This window comes from Stenotrophomonas sp. YJH_SMC_127 (assembly GCF_059372445.1).
The window spans coordinates 921962-946073 of the sequence record NZ_JCAFVO010000001.1; the positions used below are offsets into that span (position 1 = coordinate 921962).

Annotated in this window: 22 protein-coding genes; 12 read left to right on the forward strand and 10 right to left on the reverse strand. The window is 68.3% G+C overall.

Features of this window, described 5'->3' with window-relative positions; all coding sequences use genetic code 11:
- Nucleotides 1-25 precede the first annotated feature (25 nt).
- The gene (locus AC5QAB_RS04095) at nt 26-1279 is read right to left on the reverse strand and encodes a flavohemoglobin expression-modulating QEGLA motif protein (RefSeq protein ID WP_053495753.1); all 1254 of its coding nucleotides are present in this window, start codon (nt 1277-1279) and stop codon (nt 26-28) included.
- A 210-nt stretch (nt 1280-1489) separates the two neighbouring features.
- Entirely contained in the window at nt 1490-2599 is a 1110-nt protein-coding gene (gene rsgA / locus AC5QAB_RS04100) for a ribosome small subunit-dependent GTPase A (RefSeq protein ID WP_046432452.1), read from the reverse strand.
- Nucleotides 2600-2713: 114 nt separating this feature from the next.
- Here rsgA and AC5QAB_RS04105 point away from each other — a divergent pair, with 114 nt between their 5' ends.
- From AC5QAB_RS04105 to AC5QAB_RS04115, 3 genes are read left to right on the forward strand one after another with little or no spacing between them, the layout of a single operon-like run.
- Nucleotides 2714-3988: a pyridoxal phosphate-dependent aminotransferase gene (locus AC5QAB_RS04105; RefSeq protein ID WP_032956570.1), complete on the forward strand. Its 1275-nt coding sequence runs from the start codon at nt 2714-2716 to the stop codon at nt 3986-3988.
- A gap of 3 nt (nt 3989-3991) precedes the next feature.
- Entirely contained in the window at nt 3992-4609 is a 618-nt protein-coding gene (locus tag AC5QAB_RS04110; protein WP_164110859.1) for an SGNH/GDSL hydrolase family protein, read from the forward strand.
- A gap of 4 nt (nt 4610-4613) precedes the next feature.
- On the forward strand, nt 4614-5333 hold the full coding sequence (locus tag AC5QAB_RS04115; protein WP_478406095.1) for a class I SAM-dependent methyltransferase: 720 nt from the start codon (nt 4614-4616) through the stop codon (nt 5331-5333).
- 100 nt (nt 5334-5433) lie between these two features.
- On the opposite strand, the gene AC5QAB_RS04120 is transcribed toward AC5QAB_RS04115, so the two are convergent.
- Nucleotides 5434-6213 carry a polysaccharide deacetylase family protein gene (locus AC5QAB_RS04120; protein WP_032956574.1) on the reverse strand — a complete coding sequence of 260 codons (780 nt, stop codon included), beginning with the start codon at nt 6211-6213 and terminating at the stop codon, nt 5434-5436.
- A 59-nt stretch (nt 6214-6272) separates the two neighbouring features.
- On the opposite strand from AC5QAB_RS04120, the gene grxD reads away from it, so the two are divergent.
- Complete coding sequence (grxD, locus tag AC5QAB_RS04125) at nt 6273-7199, forward strand: Grx4 family monothiol glutaredoxin (protein ID WP_032956577.1); 927 nt, start codon at nt 6273-6275, stop codon at nt 7197-7199.
- Nucleotides 7200-7318: 119 nt separating this feature from the next.
- Here the strand turns inward: grxD and AC5QAB_RS04130 are convergent, their stop codons facing one another.
- From AC5QAB_RS04130 to AC5QAB_RS04140, 3 genes are all read right to left on the reverse strand, one after another.
- Complete coding sequence (locus tag AC5QAB_RS04130; RefSeq protein ID WP_014648372.1) at nt 7319-7858, reverse strand: DUF924 family protein; 540 nt, start codon at nt 7856-7858, stop codon at nt 7319-7321.
- A 43-nt stretch (nt 7859-7901) separates the two neighbouring features.
- Nucleotides 7902-8678 (reverse strand): AMP nucleosidase, encoded by a 777-nt coding sequence (locus AC5QAB_RS04135; protein ID WP_005419211.1) that lies wholly within the window; start codon nt 8676-8678, stop codon nt 7902-7904.
- A 117-nt stretch (nt 8679-8795) separates the two neighbouring features.
- A complete protein-coding gene (locus AC5QAB_RS04140) occupies nt 8796-12182 on the reverse strand; it encodes an autotransporter domain-containing protein (RefSeq protein ID WP_197561730.1) in 3387 nt (1128 codons plus the stop codon).
- 255 nt (nt 12183-12437) lie between these two features.
- On the opposite strand from AC5QAB_RS04140, the gene AC5QAB_RS04145 reads away from it, so the two are divergent.
- The 6 genes from AC5QAB_RS04145 (at nt 12438) to AC5QAB_RS04170 (ending at nt 17783) form a co-directional block, all read left to right on the forward strand.
- Entirely contained in the window at nt 12438-13847 is a 1410-nt protein-coding gene (locus tag AC5QAB_RS04145) for an amidohydrolase (protein WP_049405624.1), read from the forward strand.
- Complete coding sequence (locus AC5QAB_RS04150; RefSeq protein WP_053495765.1) at nt 13847-15109, forward strand: amidohydrolase family protein; 1263 nt, start codon at nt 13847-13849, stop codon at nt 15107-15109. Before AC5QAB_RS04145 ends, AC5QAB_RS04150 begins: the two co-directional genes overlap by 1 nt.
- Nucleotides 15110-15129: 20 nt before the next feature.
- Complete coding sequence (locus tag AC5QAB_RS04155; protein WP_032956588.1) at nt 15130-15762, forward strand: 2-hydroxychromene-2-carboxylate isomerase; 633 nt, start codon at nt 15130-15132, stop codon at nt 15760-15762.
- Nucleotides 15763-15857: 95 nt separating this feature from the next.
- Nucleotides 15858-16799, forward strand: a complete 942-nt coding sequence (locus AC5QAB_RS04160) for a DegV family protein (protein WP_032956590.1) — start codon at nt 15858-15860, stop codon at nt 16797-16799.
- A 77-nt stretch (nt 16800-16876) separates the two neighbouring features.
- Entirely contained in the window at nt 16877-17215 is a 339-nt protein-coding gene (locus tag AC5QAB_RS04165; RefSeq protein ID WP_005410998.1) for a hypothetical protein, read from the forward strand.
- A 94-nt stretch (nt 17216-17309) separates the two neighbouring features.
- Nucleotides 17310-17783, forward strand: coding sequence for a DUF3916 domain-containing protein (locus AC5QAB_RS04170; protein ID WP_495233166.1), 474 nt, complete (start codon nt 17310-17312; stop codon nt 17781-17783).
- Nucleotides 17784-17927: 144 nt separating this feature from the next.
- On the opposite strand, the gene AC5QAB_RS04175 is transcribed toward AC5QAB_RS04170, so the two are convergent.
- The 4 genes from AC5QAB_RS04175 to AC5QAB_RS04190 all read right to left on the reverse strand — a co-directional run bounded on the left by AC5QAB_RS04175 (nt 17928) and on the right by AC5QAB_RS04190 (nt 23040).
- Nucleotides 17928-19340: an efflux transporter outer membrane subunit gene (locus AC5QAB_RS04175; RefSeq protein ID WP_495233167.1), complete on the reverse strand. Its 1413-nt coding sequence runs from the start codon at nt 19338-19340 to the stop codon at nt 17928-17930.
- Nucleotides 19337-20419 (reverse strand): HlyD family secretion protein, encoded by a 1083-nt coding sequence (locus tag AC5QAB_RS04180; protein ID WP_032956599.1) that lies wholly within the window; start codon nt 20417-20419, stop codon nt 19337-19339. The genes AC5QAB_RS04175 and AC5QAB_RS04180 overlap by 4 nt, the downstream gene beginning before the upstream one ends.
- A gap of 20 nt (nt 20420-20439) precedes the next feature.
- Nucleotides 20440-21969: an MFS transporter gene (locus AC5QAB_RS04185; RefSeq protein WP_495233168.1), complete on the reverse strand. Its 1530-nt coding sequence runs from the start codon at nt 21967-21969 to the stop codon at nt 20440-20442.
- Nucleotides 21970-22122: 153 nt separating this feature from the next.
- Complete coding sequence (locus AC5QAB_RS04190) at nt 22123-23040, reverse strand: LysR family transcriptional regulator (RefSeq protein WP_014648381.1); 918 nt, start codon at nt 23038-23040, stop codon at nt 22123-22125.
- Between the two features lie 141 nt (nt 23041-23181).
- Here AC5QAB_RS04190 and AC5QAB_RS04195 point away from each other — a divergent pair, with 141 nt between their 5' ends.
- Together AC5QAB_RS04195 and AC5QAB_RS04200 are read left to right on the forward strand one after the other, a co-directional pair.
- Complete coding sequence (locus tag AC5QAB_RS04195; RefSeq protein ID WP_049408788.1) at nt 23182-23628, forward strand: universal stress protein; 447 nt, start codon at nt 23182-23184, stop codon at nt 23626-23628.
- Between the two features lie 5 nt (nt 23629-23633).
- The gene (locus AC5QAB_RS04200; protein WP_495233169.1) at nt 23634-24104 is read left to right on the forward strand and encodes a hypothetical protein; all 471 of its coding nucleotides are present in this window, start codon (nt 23634-23636) and stop codon (nt 24102-24104) included.
- Nucleotides 24105-24112: the final 8 nt, after the last annotated feature.

Sequence of the window (24112 nt, forward strand, 5' to 3'; positions counted from 1 at the left end):
GCGCAGGAGGATCCGCCAACGCATTTCATTCCGGCGCCAGCTGGTCCATCCGTATCCGGTTGGCGAACAGCGAGAACGCCAGCATGCCGGCCAGGCCGTTCGCCCGGCTCACCCAATGCGGCAGCCAGCGCGGTGGCTTCAGTATTCCCGCCTCGAACAGCGGCGCGAACGCGATCGCATCGGCCAGGCTCATCTTGCCGGCGAACAACCAGCGGCAGACCTGCAGGCGGTCCTCGGCCAGCATGTGCCGGAAGAAGGTGTGCACCGATACCAGGCCGCGCAGGTACACCGTGTCCTTGGTGAAGGCCAGGCCGCCACTCGGCGGCACGCCACGGAACACGCGCTGGGCCGAGGCGAAACTCTCTTCCGCGTTCTGCCCGGCATCGCAGAAATAGCGGAACACTTCGATGAAATCAGCGCCTTCGCGTGCCATCGCAATCGCTTCGGTACGCAGGCTGATGCGTTTCAGGCGCTCGATGTCGATGCTGCCGGTGATCTGCTCGGCGAAGGTCGCCAACCCTTCCTGGGTCGCCGTTACCCGTGGCGAGGACAACGCCAGGCTCGGCAGTACCGGCTGGCCGCGGCCATTCAATGCGGTCAGCGAATGCACCAGCGCTTCGTGGTGGAACAACTGCGCGCGGTCGTAGGCGCTGAAGCGCGCGCTGGTGCGCAGGCGGATGCGGGTCGGGCCGGCGGCGGCCTTGGACACCAGCTCCGGATCCAGCTGCACCTGGATGATGCGCGATTCGAAGAACGCATCCAGATCGTTCTGCAGCTGCAGTTGCAGGGCGATGGCCGAGACCGGCACCTGCTCTTCCGGCGCCAGCAGTTCGTGGTCCAGTTCGGCGGCAATCTGTATGAAGTGGCGCGCCGCGTCGCGCGTGCTCGGGCCATTGCCCGGCAGCGGCTGCTCGGGGGCGCCGAACAGCTGCACCGAACAGGTATCAACGGCGGCGGTGCCCAGTCCTTCCAGCAGCTGCGCGGCCAGGTCCCAGCTCTGCGCTGACTGCCGCACGTAGTGGCCCAGCGGATGAGTGTCGTCGCAGTCGGCGGCGATCGCGGCCAGCGCGCGACGTTCTTCGCTGAAGTCCAGCCGTGGGTAATCCACCTTCGGCAGCACCGGCTGGCCACGCGCCACGCTGTCCAGGAACGGTGCCTGCAGCGTTGCCGGCCAGCTGGTCAGGCCCAGCAGGCGGATGCCTCCCACGGCCTCGACCAGGCGCGCATCGAGCGCTGCATGGTGGGCCACGTCACGGTCCAGCGTCGCAGTCGGTTCCATGCGCGGACTATAACGCCGTGCCCCTGCTTTGGTAGGTGCCAACCTTGGTTGGCATCCGCCGACGGCGGGCTTGCCGACACACCCGTGCCAACCAAGGTTGGCACCTACCAGGCGCGGGCTGTTGGCACCCGCTCGAAGCAGGCAGTGGCGGGTTCATTGCAGGGGTCAGAGCCCATTGCGGCGCAATGGGATCCGACCCCGCGGTACCGATCAGCGCCTACGCGGCTTGCCTGCCGGGCGGAACTGCTGGCCCTTGCCCTTCCTGCCGCCGCGCTCCTGCGCGGTCTCGGCCTGGCGTACCGCCAGCTTGGCGGCAGCGGCAGCCACTTCTTCCTTCAGCTTGAAGTAGTTCAGCAACCGGCTTTCTTCGATCTCGCCCGCCTCGATCGCCGCCCGCACCGCACAGCCTGGTTCCTGCTGGTGCTTGCAGTCGTTGAAACGGCACTGTGCGGCCAGCGCCTCGATGTCGGCGAAGCCACCTTCGGACAGCGTCTCTTCGCCGGTCGGCTTCAGCTCGCGCATGCCCGGGGTGTCGATCAAGCAGGCGCCCGTCGGCAACGGCATCAGCGCGCGGTGGGTGGTGGTATGGCGGCCACGCGAATCGTTGGCGCGCACCGCGTTGGTCTTCATCCGCTGCTCGCCAAGCAGGGTGTTGGTCAACGTGGATTTGCCGGCACCGGAGGAACCGACCAGCACCACCGTGCGGCCCGGGCCCAGCCACGGTTGCAGCACCGCCACACTGTCGGCATCCAGGCCGTTGATCGCATGCAGCGCGATGCCCTGCATCTCCAGCTCTTCCAGCACCGCCAGCGCATCCTCGCTGTACTCGGTCTGGTCGGCCTTGGTCAGCACCACCACCGGTTCTGCACCACCACCGCCGACCAGCAGCAGGTAGCGCTCGATGCGGCGCGGATTGAAGTCGGCATCCAGGCCGCAGACGATGAACACCGTGTCGATGTTGGCCGCGATCACCTGCTGGTGGTAGTGCTCGCCGGCGGCGCCACGCTTGATCGCGGTGCGGCGTGGCAGCAGCGCGACAATGCGGATGCCGTCCAGCAGCACCCAGTCGCCCACTGCAGGCCGCTCGTGGCTGGGGAAGCGCGGGCGCTGCCATTCCGGCAGCGATTCGGCCTTGATCGACGCATCCGGGCCATCGGCCACCACGTAGTGGGTGCGGTGCTGTTCGATCACCCGCGCCGGGCGGGCCTGCGGGTGCGCGGCCATCACGGCCTGCCAGTCGGCCTGCTGCGCCGGGCCCGGCCAGGGCCAACCGATGGTCTGCAGGGCGATGAAATCGGGGGTCTGGGTCATCGCCGCCATTCTACCTGCGCCGGCGCCCTGCCAGCCCAGCAATGACAAGCCCGGCACCCCTGCCATGCACTGCAGCAATTCCGGTAGGATGGAATCCCCATGCCTTTTGACGGCCCAGCCCCCATGTCCACCATCTCGCCCAAGCCCCTGGCCATCCGCGAGCGCCTTTCCGAAGTGCGCTACGAAATCCGCGGAGAACTGGCGCGGCGAGCCCGGGAGCTGGAGGCGCAGGGCCGCAAGCTGATCAAGCTCAACATCGGCAACCCGGGCAACTTCGGTTTCCGCGCGCCCGAGCACCTGCAGCGCGCGATCGCCGATGACATGGGCCGCACCGATCCATACACCCACCAGCAGGGCCTGCCGGTCGCACGCGAAGCCATCGCGGCGTACTACGCCCGCCGTGGCGCACCGGATGCGCACCCCGACCGTGTGTTCGTCGGCAACGGCGTCAGCGAACTGATCGACCTGTCGCTGCGCGCATTGCTCAACCCGGGCGACGAAGTGCTGGTGCCCTCACCCGACTACCCGCTGTGGTCGGCCTCGACCATCCTCAACGATGGCCGCCCGGTGTACTACCGCTGCGCCGCCGAGAACGGCTTCCAGCCGGACCCGAGCGAGATCGAGACGCTGGTGTCCTCGCGCACCCGCGCCATCGTGCTGATCAACCCGAACAACCCCAGCGGCGCCAGCTACCCGCGTGAACTGCTCGAGCGCGTGGTCGAGATCGCGCGCCGCCACAACCTGCTGCTGCTGGTCGATGAGATCTACGACCAGATCCTGTACGACGATGCGGTATTCCAGCCGGTCGCGCCGCTGGCCGGCGACCACCCGTGCCTGACCTTCAGTGGCCTGAGCAAGGTGCACCGTGCCTGCGGCTGGCGCGTGGGCTGGGCCCACCTCAGCGGCGACGACGCGCGCCTGGGCGACTTCCGCGCCGCGCTGGACCTGCTCGGCGCGCTGCGCCTGTGCGCCAACGTGCCGGGCCAGTACGCCATCGAAGCCGCGGTGAACGGCCCGGACACCATCTCCGAACTGTGTACCCCGGGCGGCCGCCTGTATGAAACCCGCCGCGCGGTGATCGAAGCCTGCGAAGCCAGTGAGCACCTGTCGCTGGTCGCGCCGGCCGGTGCGCTGTACGCGTTCCCGGCCGTGGTCGGTGCCGCTGCCAAGGGCTTCGACGACCACAACTTCGCGCTGGACCTGATGAACAATGAAGGCGTGCTGGTGGTACCGGGTTCCAGCTTCAACGTGCCCTACCGCCATCATTTCCGCGTGACCCTGCTGCCGGAAGCCTCGGTGATGCGCGATGTGTTTGCCCGCATCGACCGTGTGCTGGCCCGCCGTGCCGAGGACGCGACCAAGGTCGTACCGTTGAAGCCGCGCCGTTCGGTGGCCTGAGCCGTGGCGCTGTCCTACCTGGCGCTGGGCGATTCGTACACCATCGGAGAAGCCGTTGCCGTTGAAGGCCGCTGGCCACACCAGCTGGCCGCCGCCCTGCGTGCGCAGGATGTGGCGCTGGCCGACCCGCAGACCATCGCCACCACCGGCTGGACCACCGACGAGCTGGACGCCGGCATCGATGCGGCCGCGCCGCAGGGCCCGTTCGATTTCGTCAGCCTGCTGATCGGCGTCAACAACCAGTACCGCGGCCGCCCGCTGGACGAGTACCGCCTCCAGTTCCACGCCCTGCTGCAGCGGGCGATCGGCTTTGCCGGTGGCCGCCCCGGGCGTGTGCTGGTGCTGTCCTTCCCCGACTGGGGTGCAACCCCGTTCGGTATCGGCAGCGGCCGTGACCTGGCCGCGATCGAGATCGAGACCGACGAATTCAACGCGGCCGCTGAAGTGATCTGCACCCAGCAGGGCGTGGCCTTCGTCGACATCACCGACATCAGCCGTGACCACGGTGGCGACCCGGCGATGATCGCCGACGACGGCCTGCACCCTTCAGCACGGATGTACGCGCTGTGGAGCGCGCGCGCGCTGCCGGTCGCCGCCCACCTGCTCGGCGGAACGGACTGAGGCGATGGACGGCACGCCACGGAACGGCCAGCCCCTGCCCTGCACACCCTTGAGCGCCGCGCAGGCCCGCGCGATCGCCGAGGCATTCCGCCCCGCACACGCCTGGGCCAGCCGCCGCGACTACTACTACACCCGCAGCAAGCTGGGCAGCGACCCGCTGTATGACGGCGTGCTGCAGCACCTGCCCGGCGACGGGCAACCCGTGCTGGACCTGGGCTGCGGGCTGGGCCTGTTCGCCCACGTGCTGCGCCAGCGCGGTGGCTGCCAGCCCTACCGGGGCGTGGACGTGGATGCCGGCAAGATCGCCCGCGCCCAGCGTGCCGCCACCGGCCTGCCCGCTGTGCGCTTCGACTGCCTGGACGTGCAGGCGCCGCTGCCGGCGCAGGCCGGGCATGTGCTGTTGCTGGATGTGCTGCAGTACCTGGACGCGGGCCCACAGCAGGCACTGCTGCGTGAGGCCAGTATGCGGGTCGCTCCCGGCGGCCGCCTGCTGCTGCGCACGCCACTGGCCACCGGCGATGGCCGCGACCGCACCACGCGGGTGGCGGACCGGCTGGCCTGGCTGGTCGGCTGGATGGGCACGCGGCCGCGCCACTACCCCGACCCGCAGGTGCTGCAGGCGACACTGGCCGAGGCCGGATTGAAAGTGACGGCGCCGCGCCCCCTGCACGGGCGCACGCCGTTCAACAGCTGGTTGCTGGTGGCCGAACGCCCCGCGTTGTAGCGCCGAGTGCAGCATGTGCCGGCGCTACGCTACAGGATGATCGCCAACCCTTGTAGCGCCGAGCCCATGCTCGGCTGCTCCACACCACCAGGGCCCGGCGTTACGGAACCGGCAGCCGCGCCTTCAGCCCCCGCTCGTCCAGCGCCTGCAGCACGCGTTCGATGATCGCCAGGTTGTGGCCGTGGGCGGCCCCCTCATGCAGCAGCACGATGGCGCCCGGGCGCAGGTCCGGCAGCAGCCGCGACAGCACGCCCTCCGGCGTGCAGCCGACACCGTCGTAGCCACGGGCGCTCCAGCCCACGCGCACCAGTCCCAGCGCCTTCAGCACCGGCGCCACGAACGGATTGGTCATGCCCACCACCGAACGGTACCAGCGCACCGGGCGGCCGCTTACCGCCTGCAGCGCATGCTGGCAGCCCTCGATCTCGGCACGCATCGCTGCCGGGCCCAGCCGCCAGAAGCGCGCCTGCGGATGGCTGTGGCTGTGGTTGCCCAGGTCGTGGCCGCGGCGCAGGATCTCCTGCACCAGCTCCGGCTGTGCCAGCGCACGCTCGCCCACCAGGAAGAAGGTGGCGCGGGCCTGGTAGCGGTCCAGCAGGTCGAGCACCGCACGGGTCTCCGGGCCGGGACCGTCATCGATGGTCAACCAGACGCTGTTGCCGGCCTCTCCCATCCGGCTCAGCACCGGCGCGTAGAAGCGGCTGTTGGGCAGGAATACCGGCACCAGGAACAGTGCGTGGCTGGCCACCATCACGGGCAGCCCCCAGTGCCAGCCGGCCAGGGCCCAGACCAGGATCACGGCCAGCTGCGACGCCACCAGCCAGGGCAGCCAGCGCCAGGGCCGGGTCGGGATGCGATGCAATGTTCCTGCGTTGCTCATCCCCCATGATGCCATGAGGGGTAGAATTGATGATTCGAATTCCCGGAACCCCGACGTCCATGTCCCTCGATCCCGCTCTGCGTTCGCGCATCGAATCCATCCTCAACGCCAACCGCGTCGTGCTGTTCATGAAGGGCCAGCCGTCGATGCCGCAGTGTGGTTTCTCGGCCAAGGCCGTGGGCGCCCTGCAGGACCTCGGCGTCGAGTTCGCCCACGTCAACGTGCTGGCCGACCAGGAAATCCGTGAAGGCATCAAGGCCTATGGCGACTGGCCGACCATTCCGCAGCTGTACATCGACGGCGAACTGGTCGGCGGCAGCGACATCGTGCTGCAGATGGCTGCCAGCGGCGAGCTGAGCAGCGTGCTGGGCCTGGCCGCGCCGGACCGTACCCCGCCGAGCATCACCGTCACCCCGGCGGCCGTGGAAATGCTCAAGGGCGCGCTGGCCGATGCCCCGGGCGCTGCTCTGCAGCTGTCCATCGACGCCGGTTTCCAGCCGAACTTCCAGCTGGCCCCGCACGACGAAGGCGCCATCGCCGCCGAGTCCAACGGCCTGCGCGTGCAGTTCGACCTGGCCAGCGCCCGTCGCGCCAACGGCATCACCATCGACTGGGTGGACGACATCCGCGGCAAGGGCCTGGCCATCGACAACCCGAATGCGCCCAAGCCGGTGCAGGAAATCAGCGTGCGCGATGCCGACGACCTGGTGCGTGCCGGCAACATCACCCTGGTGGACGTGCGCCCGGCCGACGAGCGTGAAATCGCCGCCGTGGGCGTGCCGTTCAAGACCTTCGACGGCAACGGCCGCGCCGCGCTGGAAGCCCTGCCCAAGGACACCGCGCTGGCCTTCATGTGCCACCACGGTGGCCGCAGCGCGCAGGCCGCCGAGCAGTTCCGCGCCCTGGGCTTCACCAAGGTGTTCAACGTCACCGGCGGCATCAACGCCTGGTCGGAAGACGTCGACAACGGGGTGCCGAAGTACTGATTGAAGGCCCGGGGTCAGGGCCCTTTCCTGAGGAAAGGCGATCTGACCCCTAAAAAGGGGACGGAGGGGATTAAGTCGTTTGTGGCAAAAACGACTTAATCCCCTCCGTCCCCTTTTTCTTAGCCGGCGAAACCGCCTTCGGCCAGGTAGTCCAGCTCTTCCGGTGAGGGAATGCGACCCAGCACGGCGTTGCGGTGCGGGAAGCGACCGAAGCGGCGGATGATGTCGCGGTGCAGCTCGGCGTACTGCAGGTATTCCTTGTCGCCCAGCACGTCGAACATCGCCACCGAGCGGTCCTGGTCCAGCGGATCCTCGGAGTGCTCGAACGGCAGGTAGATGAAGGCGCGCAGCTTGGGCACCAGCTGCAGGTCCAGGCCTTCCTCGATGGCGCGCATGGCGTAGTGCCGGGCCAGGCCATCGGTGGCGTAGGAATGGGCGCTACCGCGGAAGCAGTTGCGCGGGAACTGGTCCAGCAGCAGCATCAGCGCCAGTGCGCCCTCGGCACTGCCCAGCCAGTGTTCGCGCGCGCGCGAGGCGGCTGCGAAATGCTCATCCAGGAACAACTGGCGGAACTGCGCGTCGAACGCATCATCGCGGGCGAACCACTTCGCAGGGCCCGCCTCTTTCCAGAATTCCACCACGTGCGCGGCAACGTCCATCACCTACTCCCCAGGGCCGGCGCGCCGCGCCAGGCCATCATCATCATTCGTCGAAGCGCAGGTGGCGGACCGACTTGCCGTTGCGCCGGATAAGCTTAAGCGCCTCGATACCGATCTGGATATGGTTTTCCACGAACTGGGAGCTGACCTTGGCATCGGAGGCCTCGGTCTTGACCCCATCGGGGATCATCGGCTGGTCCGACACCAACAGCAGTGCGCCGCTGGGAATGTGGTTGGCGAAGCCAGCGGCGAACACGGTGGCGGTTTCCATGTCGATGGCCATGCAGCGCATCGCCCGCAGCCGCTCCTTGAACGCCTCGTCGTGCTCCCAGACCCGGCGGTTGGTGGTGTAGACGGTACCGGTCCAGTAGTCGTGGCCGAGATCACGGATCATGGTCGAGACCGCACGCTGCAGCGCGAACGCCGGCAAGGCCGGCACTTCCGGCGGCAGGTAGTCGCCCGAAGTGCCCTCACCGCGGATCGCTGCGATCGGCAGCACCAGGTCACCCAGCTGGTTCTTGCGCTTCAGGCCACCGCACTTGCCCAGGAACAGCACCGCCTTGGGCATCACCGCCGACAGCAGGTCCATGATGATCGCGGCATTGGGGCTGCCCATGCCGAAGTTGATCATGGTGATGCCATCGATGGTGGCGCTGGCCATCGGCCGGTCCAGGCCGATGACCGGGGCGCCGGTCAGCGCGGAGAAGGTGTGCAGGTAGCCGCCGAAATTGGTCAGCAGGATATGCTGGCCGAACTGGTCCAGCGGAACGCCGGTATAACGCGGCAGCCAGTTGTCGACGATTTCCTGTTTGCTCTTCATGCCCGGTCCGGTTCTGCAGGGGCGCCATTGTAGGCAACGCTGCGCCTGCCCTGCCACACAAAGAGAAGGGGCGGCCCAACGGCCGCCCCTCCTGGTTTCCCTGCGGGAGCCGGTGGCTCAGAAACGCACCGACCAGCGCAGGTTGGCACCGTGGTCACGGCTTTCGTCGCCGAACTGGCCGCTGTAGCCCAGTTCCAGCTGCTGCTTGGCGGTCAGCCAGGCCGAGAGGCCCAGTTCGGCCACCACCGCGCTGTCGGCGATGGGTGCACCGTTGACCACGAAGCTGTCACCGCCGGTGGCAAAGCCCAGGCGGGCCGACGGGTTACGGTCGCCGCTGGCGTGGCGGTACGCCACCGCGCCGCGCACGTGCAACCAGCTGTCCTGCTGGAACGAGGCCTTCAGGCCCTTGTCGAAGCGCACGCCGGCCGTGGCCAGGGTGGTGCGCACGTCGTCCACCGAACCCTGCAGGGCCGCAGCACCGCCACGCTCGTTCACGTGCTTGGTGTCCACTTCCACGCGGGCCACCTGCACGTACGGCTCCAGGCCGGCCTCGCGGCCACCGAAGCGGTAGGCCGCTTCGATGAAGGCCTGGCGGGTACGCGCGTCGTAGCGGGCGCTCAGGGTGTCGCTGTAACCGGCGAACGCCAGCTCACGGGTGCTGTCCACATCGTGTTCGCTCCATGCCAGGCCGCCACGCAGGCCGAAACCGCCCCAGTTGTGGCTGGCGTAGGCGCCGAAGTGGGTGTTGTCCACCTTCGACCTCGCACGGCGGCCTTCGCCCTGCTTCACGTCGGTGCGGCCGGTACCGGCCAGCACGCCCACCTGCCAGCCGCCGAACTCGCGGTCGGCACCGACCAGCAGGCCGTTGCTGTTGGCTTCGGTGCGGGCGGTGTTGGTGTTGCCGTCCAGCGTGGTGCTGCCGGCCAGGGCCTGCACCCACACACCGCTGGCGTCGCCGCCTTCGGCACCCGGTGCAGCGGCACCGGCACGGCGGGCCAGCGCGGCATCACGCACGTAGCGGCTGCCTTCCAGCAGGGCCGCGCTGGTGGCGGCATGCAGTTCGCCGCTGAGGCTGTCCAGTGCGCTGCCCACCTGTTCCGGGAACAGCATGGTCAGCGGACGCGGCAGGCCCTGGTTGACCGCCAGACCGTCGACCACGGTGGCCACGGCCAACTGGTTGGCGGTGGTGGCCGCGGTAGCCAGCGCGTTGCCGCGGGTCACTTCAATGCGCGCGCCGGCGGCGGAGTAGGCCAGGCCGAACTGCAGGAAGGGCGAGAAGGCGCTGAAATCGGTGCTGGCGAACCGACCGTTCACGCCGCCGTCGGCCTGGATGAAGTTGAACTGCTCGCCCAGGTAGTAGGTGCCCGGTTCCGGCAGCGCCACCAGGGTGCCGCCCAGGGTGGCGGTGCCGGTCACGTGCAGCTGGTCGCTGCGGCTGCCCGGGGCCACCTCGGCCTGGTACACGCCAGTGGCGGTCTGCACATAGTCACCGTTGATGGTGAGCGTGCCGATGGAGTTGCCCGGAGCGATGATGCCGGCCACGGTGGTGTTTCCCAGCTGGCCCACGCCCTTCAGCGTGCCCTTTTCACCCACGAAGGTGCTGCCGCCGGTCTGCACGCCGTTGAAGGACACCACGCCGCCGGTGACGGTCAGGTCCGAGCCGTCCAGCACACCGGTGGCGGTGATGCGGCTGCTGCCGCCCAGGCTGTTCAGCGCTGTGTTCTGCAGGGTGCCGTTCAGCAGGAAGGTTCCGCCGGTCACGTCCACGGCGCTGGTCAGCGTGTTCACGCCGTCCAGTTCCAGCACGCCTTCGCGCACCACCGCGCCGTTGAAGCTGTTGTCGCCGCTCAGGCGCAGCCAGCCGATGCCGCTCTTGGTCAGTTTGCCCGGGCCGCCGATGTCATTGGTCCAGTCGTCCCATGCATCACCTTCCCACACCTTCAGGCCGCCGGCCTTCTGGTTCATCACCACATCGGTGTCCACGCGCAGCGAGCCGTAGCCTTCGACGGCCGCAGCCAGGTTCATCAGGCCCCAGCCGTAGACATCGTCCACGCCTGCAGCACCCAGGTCGGTGGCGGTGGTCAGCAGCACGTCGCGCACCTGCGCGCTGTCCAGGTACGGGAAGCGCTCGAACAGCAGGCCCAGCGCGCCGGTGACGTGCGGGGCGGCCATGGACGTGCCGCTCAGTTCCTCGTAATCGGACGACGGGGTCTGGCTGATGATGTCCACCACCAGGTTGCCATTGTCATCGTAGAAATCACCTTCGATCACCGAATCGGGACCGTACACGGTCGAGTTGATGTTCGAGCCGGGCGCGGCGAGGCACCAGTTCGCCGCCAGGCCACAGCGCATCGAGCGGTTGCTCAGCTCCAGGTCCTGATTGACGTTGACCACGGCCAGCCAGTACGGCTCGACGTCGGCGACGGCGCGCGGCAGCGAGGCATACATGCCGGCAATCGGCGCTTCTTCCGGCGAAGTGTTGGGCGAATCGGTGTTGCCAGCGGCCCATACCTGGATCAGGCCGCTGCTGCGCGAACCTTCGGCCATCGCAGCCAGACTGGCGGCGAACACCGGGTGCGACTGGTACATGTCCAGGTCTTCCGCTGTGGTCGGCTCGTTGGCCAGGCCCCAGCTGTGGTTGATGGCGCGCACACCCTGCTCGTTCATCTGCGCATACAGCTGCGGGTAGATCGAATCGTCGGCCTGGATCGCGGCGATGGTCTGTTCGTCCAGATACAGGGAACCGCCGATATTCACCACCGACAGGTAGGTGGCGCTGTTGGAGAACAGGCGGGCCACGCTCAGGTCGGCGCCGAAGGCAACACCGTGGGTGCCGTGGCCATCACGGTTGGCGGCGATGGTGCCCGACACGTGGGTACCGTGCACGTTGTAGCTCAGGCCTTCGTAGAAGCCATTGCGCTCCAGCAGATCGGCATAGTCCGGGTCGAGCAGCTGGTAGGACACGGCCACCTGGCCACCGTCGCTGGCGAAGCAGGCGTCCGGGCCACTCAGCACTTCGCGCGCGCACAGGCTGCCATCGGCCAGCACGTCGGCCAGATGGATGCTGCGGTGGTCCTTGCCGGCGAACTCGTCGTGGTCCAGGCCGGTGCCGCTGTCGAACACGCCCAGGCGGATGCCGGTGCCGGTCAGGCCGCGTGCGTAGGCCACATCGGCGTTGATCGCCTGCAGGCCCCAGTCGCTGTTGAATTCGGTGGTGCGCCAGCTGGCGGCATCACCCGGCTTGCCCATGATGGGTTCCGGATCGACTTCCACATCGGCGGCGGCGACGGCCAGCGACGGCGAAGCGGTGAGGACCGGTGCGGCAAACGCGGCCTGCAGGCTGCGCTGGAACTGGTAACGCGACAAGGCGTCTGCGTTGCTGTCCTGGGCCAGCGCCGGCAGAGCGGCGGCCATCAGCAGCGAGCCAACAATGGCCGAGGCCAGGGGTGAGGGGAGGATCGAGCGGCGGGAAGCGGTGGAGCGATACGACGGGAAGACAATCATCTGCAGTTACGTCCTTGATTCCTTGAAATATTTCAGGTGCAGCTCCGTCATGGAGCAATGGAAAGCACACCTCACGGCGGGTCAGCGCTCGCTGTCCCACCGGTTGGTAGCGGCAGGTGTCACAAAAAATTAATGCTTCGTTCAGAATTTTTGTATAGGAAAATCCCCACCCCTGCCCCTGCCCAAGGTCACTTGGCAAGTGGTATCGACGACGGATAGCGTCGGCGGATTCACGCGTGGGTTGGGGATCTCTGCATGGCATCGATGGTGTTGCGCGCCGCTCTTGGGATGGCGCTGGTTTCGTTGAGCACGGCACCGGCGGTGGGCGCCTCGCGCTTCGTCGCCGATCCCTACCCCAGCACCTACCAGGCGCATCCCGATGCGCCGGTGCTGATCCAGAACGCCACCGTGCTGACCGGCACCGGCCAGCGCCTGGACAACGCCGACGTGCTGCTGCGCGAGGGCCGCATCGTCGCCGTGGGCCGCCAGCTGCAGGCCGATGCCGGGGTCACCCGCATCGATGCGCGGGGCAAGTGGGTCACCCCGGGCCTGATCGACGTGCACTCGCACCTGGGCGTGTACCCCAGCCCGGGCGTCGGCGCGCACAGCGACGGCAACGAGATGACCGCACCGGTCACCGCCAATGTCTGGGCCGAGCACTCGGTGTGGCCGCAGGACCCGGGCTTCGCTACAGCCCTGGCCGGAGGCGTGACCAGCATGCAGGTGCTGCCTGGCTCGGCCAACCTGGTCGGTGGCCGTGGCGTGACCCTGAAGAACGTGCCGGCCATCACCTACCAGGCCATGAAATTCCCGGGTGCTCCGTGGGGGCTGAAAATGGCCTGCGGCGAGAACCCGAAACGGGTTTACGGCGAAGGCAAGAACGTCGCCCCAGCCACGCGGATGGGCAACGTTGCCGGCTACCGCGCCGCCTTCATCGATGCTGCCGACTACATCGCCAAGAACAAACCCAAGCCGGCCAAGCGCAAGGGCTGGTTCGGCAGCGACAAGGGCGACAGCGCCGGTGATGCCGGCGGCAAGCGCGATCTCAAGCTGGACACGCTGGCCGGCGCGATCGAAGGCGACATCCGCGTGCACATCCACTGCTACCGCGCCGACGAGATGGCCACCATGCTCGACCTGGCCAAGGAATTCGGCTTCAAGGTGGCGGCCTTCCACCACGGCGTGGAGGCCTACAAGCTGGCCGACCGGCTGGCCGCCGACGGCGTCTGCGGTGCGCTGTGGGCCGACTGGTGGGGCTTCAAGATGGAAGCCTTCGATGGCATTCCGGAGAACATCGCACTGGTCGACCGGCCGAAGAACAGCTGCGCCATCGTCCATTCCGATTCGCCCGAAGGCATCCAGCGCCTGAACCAGGAAGCGGCCAAGGTGATCGCCGCCGCGCGCCGCGCGCACATGCCGGAGATCACGCCCGAACATGCCATCACCTGGATGACGGCCAATGCCGCCAGAGCGCTGGGCATTGAAGGCCAGACCGGCACCCTGGAGGCCGGCAAGATGGCCGACGTAGTGGTGTGGAACGGCAACCCCTTCGGTTCCTACGCGCTGGCCGAACAGGTCTTCATCGACGGCCGCCGCCTGTACGACCGCAGTGCGCCGGCAGCGACGCCGCGTTCCGATTTCCAGCTCGGCCAGGAGGTGCACTGATGGGCGCGTTGAACAAGCGTCGCCGGGCTTGGCTCGGCGCTACGGTCATGGTGCTGGTCTGCCTCTCCGCAGCTGCGCAGGCGCAGGACCTGCTGGTCCGCAACGCCACCGTACATACGGCCAGCGCGCGCGGCAGCCTGCAGCACGCCGATGTACTGGTGCAGGGCGGCATCATCCGCGCAGTCGGCAACGGGCTGTCCGCACCGGCCGGGGCCAACGTCGTCGAGGCCGATGGCCGCCCGCTGACACCCGCGCTGTTCGGGGGCATCACCGAGATCGGCATCGAAGAAGTCTCCGGTGAAGCGAGCACGGTCGACAGCACGCTGAAGATCGGCGAACAACCGTTGCGCCCCGAATTCGATGTCACCCTGGCCTACAACCCGGCCTCGGTGCTGATCCCGGTGGCGCGCCTGGACGGCATCGGCTTCACCGCCCTGGGGGCCGCCACCGGTGGCGGCTTCGTCGCTGGCCAGGGCGGTGTGATGCGGCTGGACGGCAGCGCCGATCCCCTCGGGCCGCGCGCGCTGTTCCTGCGCCTGGGGTCGGCCGCAGTGGAACTGACCGGGCATTCGCGTGCGGCGCAATGGATGCTGCTGCAGCAGATGGTGGACGAGGCGCGTGGCCAGGTCGCCGCGGACTCACCGCATGCGCTGCTGACCCCGGCCGGGCGCCGCACGCTGGGCCGCTACCTGGCCGGCCAGGGCCGCATCGTGGTGGAGGTGGACCGTGCGGCGGACATCCGCCAGCTGCTGCGCTGGGCCGCCCGCGAGAAGGTGAAGATCGCCATTGCCGGTGGCAGCGAAGCCTGGCAGCTGGCACCGGAGCTGGCCGCCGCGCAGGTGCCGGTGTTCGTCGACGTGCTGTCCAACCTGCCGGCCAGCTTCGACCAGATCGGTGCAACCCTGGAAAATGCGGCACGCCTGCAACGGGCCGGCGTGGCGGTCTCGTTCGTGCAGCGTGGCGACGCCTCGCACAACGCCCGCAAGATGCGCCAGCTGGCCGGCAATGCCGTGGCCAATGGACTGCCCTGGGCCGACGGCCTGGCCGGCCTGACCCGGGTGCCGGCGCAGGCGTTCGGTGTGGCCGACCAGATCGGCAGCATCGAGCCGGGCAAGCGTGCCGACCTGGTGCTGTGGGAGGGCGACCCGCTGGACGTGGCGCACTATGCCGAACAGGTCTGGCTGGGCGGCCGGGCGATGCCGATGCGCTCGCGCCAGACCGAGCTGCGCGATCGCTACCTGCTGCGCAACGCGCAGCCCTGACCGCATTGAAGGACACCACCATGGCCACCCTGCGCTGGTATTTCGACTTCGTTTCGCCGTACTCCTACCTGCATTGGCAGAAGCTGAAGCAGCTGCCCGAGTTCCCGCGGATCCAGCCGGTGCCGATCGCCTTTGGTGCCGTGCTGCATCACCTGGGCAACCTCGGGCCGGCCGAGATTCCGGCCAAGCGCCGCTTCATCTACCGCCAGCTGCTGTGGACCGCGCAGGCCGAAGGCACACCGCTGCGGTTCCCGCCGGGCCACCCGTTCAATCCGCTGTCTGCCCTGCGCCTGTGCCTGGCCGCGGGTGGCAGCGCACAGGCGGTGGACGTGCTGTTCGACTGGATCTGGCGCGACGGCAATGCCGCCGACAGCGCCGAGGCCCTGCGCGAACCAGCCGCGCGGCTGGGGATCGAGGATGTCGCCAGCGCCATCGCGACTCCCGCGGTCAAGGAGCAGCTGCGGAGGAACACCGAGGCCGCCATTGCAACCGGCGTGTTCGGCGTGCCGACCCTGGCCATCGATGGCGAACTGTTCTGGGGCAACGACGCCCACCCACTGATGGCGGCGGTGCTGGCCGACCCGGATCTGCTGCGGCAGCCCGAATGGCAGCGCCTGGCCGAGCTTCCGGTGGCCGTGCAGCGCAGTCGCTGAACAGGGCGTGCCGCGTTTCCCTCGCGCGCCACGCCAGAATTTGAGATAGATTTCACATTTCCGAACCTACAACCGCCCTGGAGGGGGAGCCGCGGATGCGCATCGGAATCGTCGTCGACTCGGCCTGCGACCTGCCGCAGGACTTCATTGCCGAGCACAACATCGTGCTGCTGCCGATCACCGTACGGATCGGCGAAGCCGTGCTGGCCGATCATCGCGATGAGCAGGCCACCCTGAGCTTCCTGCACGCGCATGTGGCCGAACATGGCGCTGAAGCGGAAACCATCCCCTTCAGCGTCAACCAGATCCGCGACCTGTTCCTGCAGCAGCTGGTGATCGATTACGACCACGTGTTCTGCATGACCATCACCAAGACCCGCAGCCCGATCCACGACAACGCGCTGCAGGCCAGCTTCGCCATCCTCAACGATTACAAGCCGGTGCGGCAGGCAGCGGGCTACAACTCGCCGTTCGCGCTGCGCGTACTTGATACCCAGAACCTGTTCGCCGCGCAGGCCGTGACCGCGGTGGAGGCTGTCCGCCTGCGTGACAGTGGCGCCAGCGTGCAGCAGATCCGCGAACGGCTGGAAGAACTGGCCGGCAACGTGCACGGCTACATGATCACCCGCGACCTGTACTACATGCGCGCACGCGCGCGGCACAAGGGCGACCGCAGTGTCGGCCTGCTCAGCGCGGCACTGGGCAGTGCGCTGGACATCAAGCCGGTGCTGCACGGCTACCGTGGCGAGACCGGGCCGGTGGCCAAGATCAAGGGCTTCGACAGCGCCGTGCAGAAGCTGTTCGCGGTGGTCGGCCAGCGCGTGCGTGCCGGGCTGATGACGCCGACGGTGTGCGTCAGCTACGGCGGCGAACTGGACGAGCTGCGCAGCCTGCCCGGCTATGCACAGATGAAAGAGGTCTGCGCCGGCCATGGCGTGACCGTGTACGAATCGGTGATGAGCCTGACCGGCATGGTCAACGTCGGCAAGGGCGCGGTCACCGTGGGATTTGCCGATGGGCCGCATCGGTTCGAATGAGCGCTGGCCACGGCCGGAATCTGCACATCGATTCCACCCCGACTGTGCCAGCCTTGCCGCACTTCAAGGAGAACTCCATGCCTGCGCAGTACCACATCAGCCTGCCCGATCCGTCCAAGGCCCGCGGCAACGACCCTGACCTGTCCTTCCATTCCCAGGGCGCCGCCGGTTTCGCCGAAGAGCTGCAGGATGCCCTGCGCAGCGGCACGCTGTTCGAACGCTGGAAGGCCAAGCAGCCCGACCCGGATGCGGTGGAACCGCAGTGGGGCGTGACCGACCCGGAGGCCACCGTGACCGGCGAGCAGAAGGACCTGCGCATCAACCTGGTCGCCACCACCCGCATCGACAGTGACGTGTTCAAGCAGCGCCTGCGCCTGCTGGCCGGCAGCCACTGGGAACTGCGCGACGTGCGTTGAGGCACCCGCCCGCCGGGCATGGCCCGGCGCTACCGTGCCCGTGTCGTGATCGACCCGGTGCCGATGACCATGCTCTGGTAGACGCCAACCTTGGTTGGCGCTTGCACAAACGGCTGCCAACCAAGGTTGGCCACTACTGACGCGCCGCCGGGCATGGCCCGGCGCTTCCGAGGGCTGCTCCGGTAGATGCCAACCCTGGCCGGCCACCACCCTGAGAATCCAGCGTGCCTGCGCCCAATCGCTCATCAGCGCCTGCGCAAATCTGATCCAGTCGCGGCCCGCTTCACAAGCTACTGTGCGGGTAACCTGCTGCATCGCCCAGCCAGGGATGTTCTCCAGCGAGATTTGCCTTTACCTGGACGAAGCGTACTTCCAGGGCCACGTCGCCTCGACAGCGGATGGCCAGGTCACCGCCATCACCTCGCGCAGTCTTTCCGCCGAATGGCAGCTCGTCCTACCCCAAGGCGTTGAGGAGCGAGGTGTGCAGGTCAGCATTCCTCCCACCGACCACGATGACGGTCTGGAACAGGAATACTGGTTTTACGGCGAGGTAGCGGACGGGCGTTGATGCGTCCACCGGGTCCACAGCACGTGGCCCGGCGCACGACGGGCTCTGGTAGACGCCACCCTTGGTTGGCGCTCCAAAAAAGCTGCCAACCAAGGTTGGCAACTACCGACGAACCGCCGGGCATGGCCCGGCGTTTCCCTATCGCTACCAGCCACCGCCCAGCGCGCGGTACAGCGCTACACGCGCGATCGCGGCGGCGGCCTGGCTGTTGGCCAGCGCGGCCTGGTTGTCCAGCGCGATGCGCTGGGTGGTCAGCACGTCCAGCATGTCGACCACGCCGGCCTGGTACTGCCGGCGCGCCGCCCCCAGTGCCGTCTCGCTCTCATCCACCGCCACGTGCAGCTGCACCGTGCGCTGCTGCTCGGCACTGTAGCCATCCATGGCGTCGTCCACCTCATGCCAGGCCTGCAACACGGTACGGCGGAACTGCAGGGCCGACTGTTGCTGCTGCAGCCTGCTCAGCGCGAGGTTCGCCTTCAGCCGCCCGCCCTGGAAGATCGGCAGGCTGATCGACGGCCCGATGCTGAAACGGTGCGCGTTCCAGCCATCCAGGTCATCCAGCTGCTTGGCCTGGAAGCCTGCGTCACCATTCAAGGTGATGCGCGGCAGGAAACTGGCCTCGGCCACGCCGATGCCGGCCGTTGCCGCATGCAGTGCCGCCTCGGCACGACGGATGTCCGGGCGACGCTCGGCCAGTTCACTCGGCAGACCCACCGCCACCGCTGGCAACGCCGGCCAGTCACGGCGTACATCCTGCAGCTGCGCGTCCAGTGCCTGCGGCGGCTGTGCCAGCAGGAACGCCAGCGCATTGCGCAGCTGCGATTCGCGATGCCGCAGCGGCGCAATGCGCGCCTGCAGCGAAGCCACCTGCGCGGCCGCGCTGGACACCTGCAGCGTGCTGGCCACGCCCTGCTTCTGGCGCGCCTCGGTCAGCCGTTTGATGTCATGCGCGATGCTGAGGTTGTCCTCGGTGATCGCCAGCAGCTGCCGCGTCGCACGCAGCTGCAGGTAATCACGCGCGGTTTCCGCCAGCAGCGCGATGCGCACGGCGTGTGCATCCTCTTCGGCCATCTGCACGCGTGCGTCGGCCGCTTCCACCTGGCGCCGCACGCGGCCCCACAGGTCCAGTTCCCAGCCCAGGCCGATACCGGCCTGGAACAGCCCGTAGTCATCACGGCCGCCGTTGCCGGAAGGATCATTCAGGCCCACCTCGCTGTTGCGTGCACGCACGCCACTGGCGCTCGCGCTGACGCTGGGCAGGCGATCGGCGGCGGTGATGCCGCGCGCGGTGCGGCTCTGCTGCACGCGGTTGGCGGCCAGCTGCAGGTCCAGGTTGGCCGCCAGCACCTGGTGGGCCAGCTGCCCCAGCAGCGGATCGTCGAAGCCGGCCCACCAGGCGGCGTCCTGATCGATGGCGTTGCCGGCGACAGCCCCACCCCGCCAGTGGCCGGGCAGTTCCGCCTGCGGGCGTACGAAGTCCGGGCCCATCGCGCAGGCAGCCAGGGCCGTGCACAGGGTGGCCGCAACGAAGGTGCGGAAAACGGTAATGGCGCTCATGCGCCCTCCCCGCGCTTGTGGCCCGGTCCGTGCTGCACGCTCTGCGCACGCGCGCGGCTGCCCAGGTCAACGCTGGCTTCCACCGACATGCCGGCACGCAGCTGGTCCAGCAGCGGCTGGCCCGGCTCCAGCACGATCTTCACCGGAATGCGCTGCACCACCTTGGTGAAGTTGCCGGTGGCGTTCTCTGGTGCGACTGCAGCAAAGGTGACGCCAGTGGCTGGTGCAATGCTGTCGATGTGCCCGCGCAGCGGCGTGCCCGGGAATACGTCCACCTTCAGTTCAACCTGCTGGCCGGCCTGCATGCGGGTCATCTGCGTTTCCTGGAAGTTGGCGACCACGAAGGCGCGCTTCAGCGGGACCACCGCAGCCACCGGCGTACCCGGGGTCAGGTAGGCACCGACGCGCACTGCGCGGCGACCGACCATGCCATCGATCGGCGCGCGCAGCACGGTGTGCGACAGATCCAGTTCGGCGCGTGCCTGTGCCGCTTCTGCACGCTGCACCGCCGCCTGTGCAGCCTGCACGCCCGCGCTGAGGATGTCGGTGCGCTGGCGTGCGGTCGACAGTGCGGCCTGGCCCTGCTGCAGATGCGCACTGGCCACGGCCTGCTTCGACTGCGCCTGCTGCGCGTTCTGCACGGTACCGGCGCCATCACGGGCCAGTTCGCGGTAACGCTGCTGGTCGGCACTGGCCAGGGTCAGTTCGGAACGGCTGACATCGACGCTGGCCCTGGCCTGCGCGATCAGCGAGTCCTGCTGGGCCAGTGCGGCCTGCGCATTGGCCAGCTGTGCACGGGCATTGGCAAGGTCGGCACGCGCAGCCTGCAATGCCACCTGGTAGTCGCGGTCGTCGATGCGGGCAAGCACGTCGCCGGCCTTCACCGACTGGTTGTCCTCTACCTCCACGGCACTGACGAAGCCGGCAATCTTCGGCGCTACCAGGGTGTAGTCGGCCACCACGTACGCATTGTTGGTGGTCTGGTGACCGCCATCGCGCAGCAGCAGCCACGCGCCGATGGCCAGGGCCAGCACGCCCAGGCCCAGGCCGGTGTTGAGAGGGGTTCGATTGATCGTCATGAGGGGTTCCTGCGAAAGGTTCAGGCCACGGCGCGTGGCGGATGGATGCGGGTGGGCATCCAGGCAATGAGGGGAATGAAGGCCAGCGCCACCAGTGCGACCACCCAGTACAGGTCGGCAGAAGTCAGCGCCTGTACCTGTGCATGCAGGCGCGCGCCCAGCTGCGGGCCATCGGCCAGCCACGGTTGCTCGCCAAGGCGGTCGACCAGCACGGTGGAATGGAAATGACGGCGGCCTTGGGCGATGGCATCCAGTACGCCACCGGCGAGCACCGCAGCGAAGCCCTTGACCGTGTTGAACCAGGCCGAGGCAAACGGGCCATCCTGTGGCGCCAGGCCGCCGGTGGCCAGCATCAGCAGCGGCAGCACCGCCATCGGCTGGGCAAACACCTGCAGCAGCTGCACCCACAGGAAGTTGTCGCGGATCCAGGCCACGTCCAGGTGCGAGCCCAGCCAGCAGGCCAGTGCCAGCATCGCCAGGCCGGTGGCCTGCACCCAGCGGCAGTCCACCGCGCGGATGTTCAACAGGGCCGCCACCAGCGGCAGCGCGATCACCTGTGGCAGTGCCACCCACAGCAGCATCGGTGCGGTCTGCAGCGGCCGGTAGCCCTGCACGCTGGCCAGGAAGCCGGACGGGATCGAGATCACCGCCAGCAGCACGAACAGCACGCCACCCAGCGTGACCAGCGAGTAGCTGAGATTGCGATTGGCCAACAACTGCAGCTTGAAGAACGGCAGCGGGTGGAACCATTCGTTGATCATGAACAGCACCATCAGGCCGGCACCGCCACCGATCATCAGCGTGATCATCGGCGAATCGAACCAGTTCAGCCGCGGGCCCTGCACCAGGCCCAGCACCAGCAGCACCAGCGCCGGCAGGCCGAGCAGCAGCCCAACGCCATCGAACTGGGCGAAGCGCTCCAGCCGCAGCGGGTCCTGTGGCAGGCCCCAGCCGACCATCGCCATGGCGGCCAGGCAGTACGGCACGATCTGCCAGAACGCCCAGTGCCAGCCCACCTGCTCGACCCAGAACGCGGCCAGCGGCGTGCCCATGCTCGGGCCGAACGTCGCCGTCAACGCGTAGCCGGCCAGGCCGTACAGCTTGATGCCAGGCGGCAGGAAGCGCAGCGCCACGCTCATCAGCAACGGCGGCAGTGCACCGCCGCACAGGCCCTGCAATGCACGCAGCAGCAGGAACACCTGCAGGTTCGGGGCGAGCGGGCACAGCACGCCCAGCACCATGAAGCCACCGATCATCGCCAGCGCGAAACGGCGCAGCGAGAACGTGGCGGCACACCACGGCGCGAAGGCCATCGCGCTGACCGACATCGCGCTGTAGAGGGCGACGATCCAGCTGCCGTCGTCGACGCTGAAACCCATCGCGCCACGGATGTCGGCCAGCGCGACCTTGGTGATGTTCTCGTTGAAGCCGGACACCAGCACCGCCAGCAGCACGCCACACAGGCCGACCAGAATGCGGCGATCGAGCCCGGGGGCGGCGGCAGGACGGGACGCCGCGGCGGCCGGGACAGCGGCGGCCGGCGCACTCATCGCCAGGCGCCGATCCGTGCAGTGCACGGCATGTTGAGGGTCATTGGAATGCGCTCAGTGAAACTCCGGGGAGCGCAGTCTAGGGAGCCGGTACCCTGTGAAAAATGGCGTCGCCGGCATCCCAGGCGTGCGTCCAGCGCACGCCTGCGGGTCTCAGCGGTGGGCGTCCTCGACGCGCTCGCACATGGTCTTGATCGAACGGCGAAGCCACTGGTGCGCGGCATCGTTGTCCAGCCGCGGATGCCAGGCCTGCACGATGGCCGCGGTACGCACCGGGATCGGCAGCGGGAACAGGCGCAGCGGCAGGCGCATGCTGACGATCCGCTCCAGCATCACGCTTGGCATCTGCGGCAGGATCAGGTCTGATTCGGCCGCCGCGAAGATCGCACCGTGGAAGGTCGGGCTGATCAGCGCCACGCGGCGCTGCAGGCCGAGCGTGGCCAGGTCATCATCGATCGGCCCACGCGGCAGGCCACGGCGCGACACCGCGATGTGGTCGCACGCGGCAAAGCGCTCTGCACTGATCTCCTCGTCGAACAGTGGATGGTCCTCGCGCGCGGCGCCCATGAACGAGGTACTGAACAGGTTCTGCACCTTGGTATCGGGCGCATGCTTGCCGGCGGTGCTGATGTACAGGTCGATCCGGCCCTGCGCCATCGCATCATCGTCGGTATCGCCCTCGGGTACGAAGCGCAGCACCGCGCGCGGTGCCTGCTGGCGGAAGATCTCGCGCAGGCGACCGCCAAATCCACCGATGAAGACATCATTGGCGCGCACGCTGAAGGTTCGCTCGAGCACGCGCATGTCCACTTCACGACCGGCGTTGAAGACGCGGTGGGCCTGCTCGATCACATCGCGGACCTGCTCGCGCAGCTGCAGCGCGCGGGGCGTGGGCGCCAGACCGCGGCCGGCACGCACCAGCACCGGGTCACCCAGCGCAGTGCGGATCCGGCCCAGGGTGCGGCTCATCGCCGGCGCGCTCAGGTTCATGCGGCGCGCGGCGGCGGCCACGCTGCATTCGTCAATCAGCACGTCCAGTGCCAGCAACAGGTTCAGGTCCGGCAGGGGCATGACAGTCTCCAGTAAATCAGATGACTCTAGGGCACTTGCAACCACCGTGGGTTGCGTTCGACGCATTCATTGACTGCCGCGCACGGCATGGGTGCGCGCGGTGACATCGGCGACCATCCCCGTCCTGCCAAGGAGACATCCATGTTCACTACCCTGCTGGTCGCCCTGGATGGTGGCCCCCAGCACGCACGCGTGCTGGACCTGGCCGCCGCCATCGCCGGCCCCCACAGCCGCCTGCACCTGCTGTGCGTGCTCGACCCCGAATTCGCGCTGGCGGCCGATGCCAGCGAAGCCGATCGCACCGAGTATCCGGAAGCCGCCCGCCAGCGCTCCCGCGCCGAGGCAGTATTGGCCGAAGCCCTGGCCGAACTGCGCGAGCGCGGCGTCGATGCCATCGCGCAGATCCCCTCCGGCGATCCCGGCGAAGTGATCAGCGAGCAGGCCCGGCGCCTGAAGTGCGACCTGATCGTGATCGGCCATCGCCACCTGTCCCGGCTGGAACGCCTGTTCGAACCCTCGATCGGGCAATGGACCATCGACCACGCGCCCTGTCCGGTGCTGGTGGAAACCCGCGACCCACAGCCCTAGCCACCATGGCCTCCCGTTCCCCCTTGTTTCCCACCCGGGTCAACTACCGCGCCTTCGGTCGACAGTTCGGCCGGGGCGAACAGGCGCTGCTGGGCGCGATACGCCAGCTGCGCGACCCCAATCTGCAGGCCGATGGCCTTGCCCAGCTGAGCGGACTCGGGCTTGGCCAGGAGGGCTGCGACGCCTTCATCGGCCTGCTGCCGCTGCTGGCCGCGCCGGCGGCACCGATCGACCTGTTGCCCGCCGGCTCTCCCTTCATTGCCGCCAGTGAACTGGACCTGCTGGTCTGCCTGCTGCGCATCGCACAATGGCGGCATGCGCGGCCCCGCGAAGACGACACGCTGGCACCGTTGCGCCGGCAGCTGGCGCGCTGTGCAATGGCCGTGCAGGCGGCAAACCTGCCGTTGCGGCAGCGCTCATTGTCCCCGGTCGGGCTGAGGCTGCTCGAACCGACCGGCTGGTTGCGGCAGCGATAAGCCGTCGC

Coding starts and splice junctions, on each gene's coding strand:
- AC5QAB_RS04095 (WP_053495753.1), bottom strand. CDS start 1,279: ATGGAACCGACTGCGACGCTGGACCGTGACGTGGCCCACCATGCAGCG.
- rsgA (WP_046432452.1), bottom strand. CDS start 2,599: ATGGCGGCGATGACCCAGACCCCCGATTTCATCGCCCTGCAGACCATC.
- AC5QAB_RS04105 (WP_032956570.1), top strand. CDS start 2,714: ATGTCCACCATCTCGCCCAAGCCCCTGGCCATCCGCGAGCGCCTTTCC.
- AC5QAB_RS04115 (WP_478406095.1), top strand. CDS start 4,614: ATGGACGGCACGCCACGGAACGGCCAGCCCCTGCCCTGCACACCCTTG.
- AC5QAB_RS04120 (WP_032956574.1), bottom strand. CDS start 6,213: ATGAGCAACGCAGGAACATTGCATCGCATCCCGACCCGGCCCTGGCGC.
- grxD (WP_032956577.1), top strand. CDS start 6,273: ATGTCCCTCGATCCCGCTCTGCGTTCGCGCATCGAATCCATCCTCAAC.
- AC5QAB_RS04130 (WP_014648372.1), bottom strand. CDS start 7,858: ATGGACGTTGCCGCGCACGTGGTGGAATTCTGGAAAGAGGCGGGCCCT.
- AC5QAB_RS04135 (WP_005419211.1), bottom strand. CDS start 8,678: ATGAAGAGCAAACAGGAAATCGTCGACAACTGGCTGCCGCGTTATACC.
- AC5QAB_RS04140 (WP_197561730.1), bottom strand. CDS start 12,182: ATGATTGTCTTCCCGTCGTATCGCTCCACCGCTTCCCGCCGCTCGATC.
- AC5QAB_RS04145 (WP_049405624.1), top strand. CDS start 12,438: ATGGCATCGATGGTGTTGCGCGCCGCTCTTGGGATGGCGCTGGTTTCG.
- AC5QAB_RS04150 (WP_053495765.1), top strand. CDS start 13,847: ATGGGCGCGTTGAACAAGCGTCGCCGGGCTTGGCTCGGCGCTACGGTC.
- AC5QAB_RS04155 (WP_032956588.1), top strand. CDS start 15,130: ATGGCCACCCTGCGCTGGTATTTCGACTTCGTTTCGCCGTACTCCTAC.
- AC5QAB_RS04160 (WP_032956590.1), top strand. CDS start 15,858: ATGCGCATCGGAATCGTCGTCGACTCGGCCTGCGACCTGCCGCAGGAC.
- AC5QAB_RS04165 (WP_005410998.1), top strand. CDS start 16,877: ATGCCTGCGCAGTACCACATCAGCCTGCCCGATCCGTCCAAGGCCCGC.
- AC5QAB_RS04175 (WP_495233167.1), bottom strand. CDS start 19,340: ATGAGCGCCATTACCGTTTTCCGCACCTTCGTTGCGGCCACCCTGTGC.
- AC5QAB_RS04180 (WP_032956599.1), bottom strand. CDS start 20,419: ATGACGATCAATCGAACCCCTCTCAACACCGGCCTGGGCCTGGGCGTG.
- AC5QAB_RS04185 (WP_495233168.1), bottom strand. CDS start 21,969: ATGAGTGCGCCGGCCGCCGCTGTCCCGGCCGCCGCGGCGTCCCGTCCT.
- AC5QAB_RS04190 (WP_014648381.1), bottom strand. CDS start 23,040: ATGCCCCTGCCGGACCTGAACCTGTTGCTGGCACTGGACGTGCTGATT.
- AC5QAB_RS04195 (WP_049408788.1), top strand. CDS start 23,182: ATGTTCACTACCCTGCTGGTCGCCCTGGATGGTGGCCCCCAGCACGCA.
- AC5QAB_RS04200 (WP_495233169.1), top strand. CDS start 23,634: ATGGCCTCCCGTTCCCCCTTGTTTCCCACCCGGGTCAACTACCGCGCC.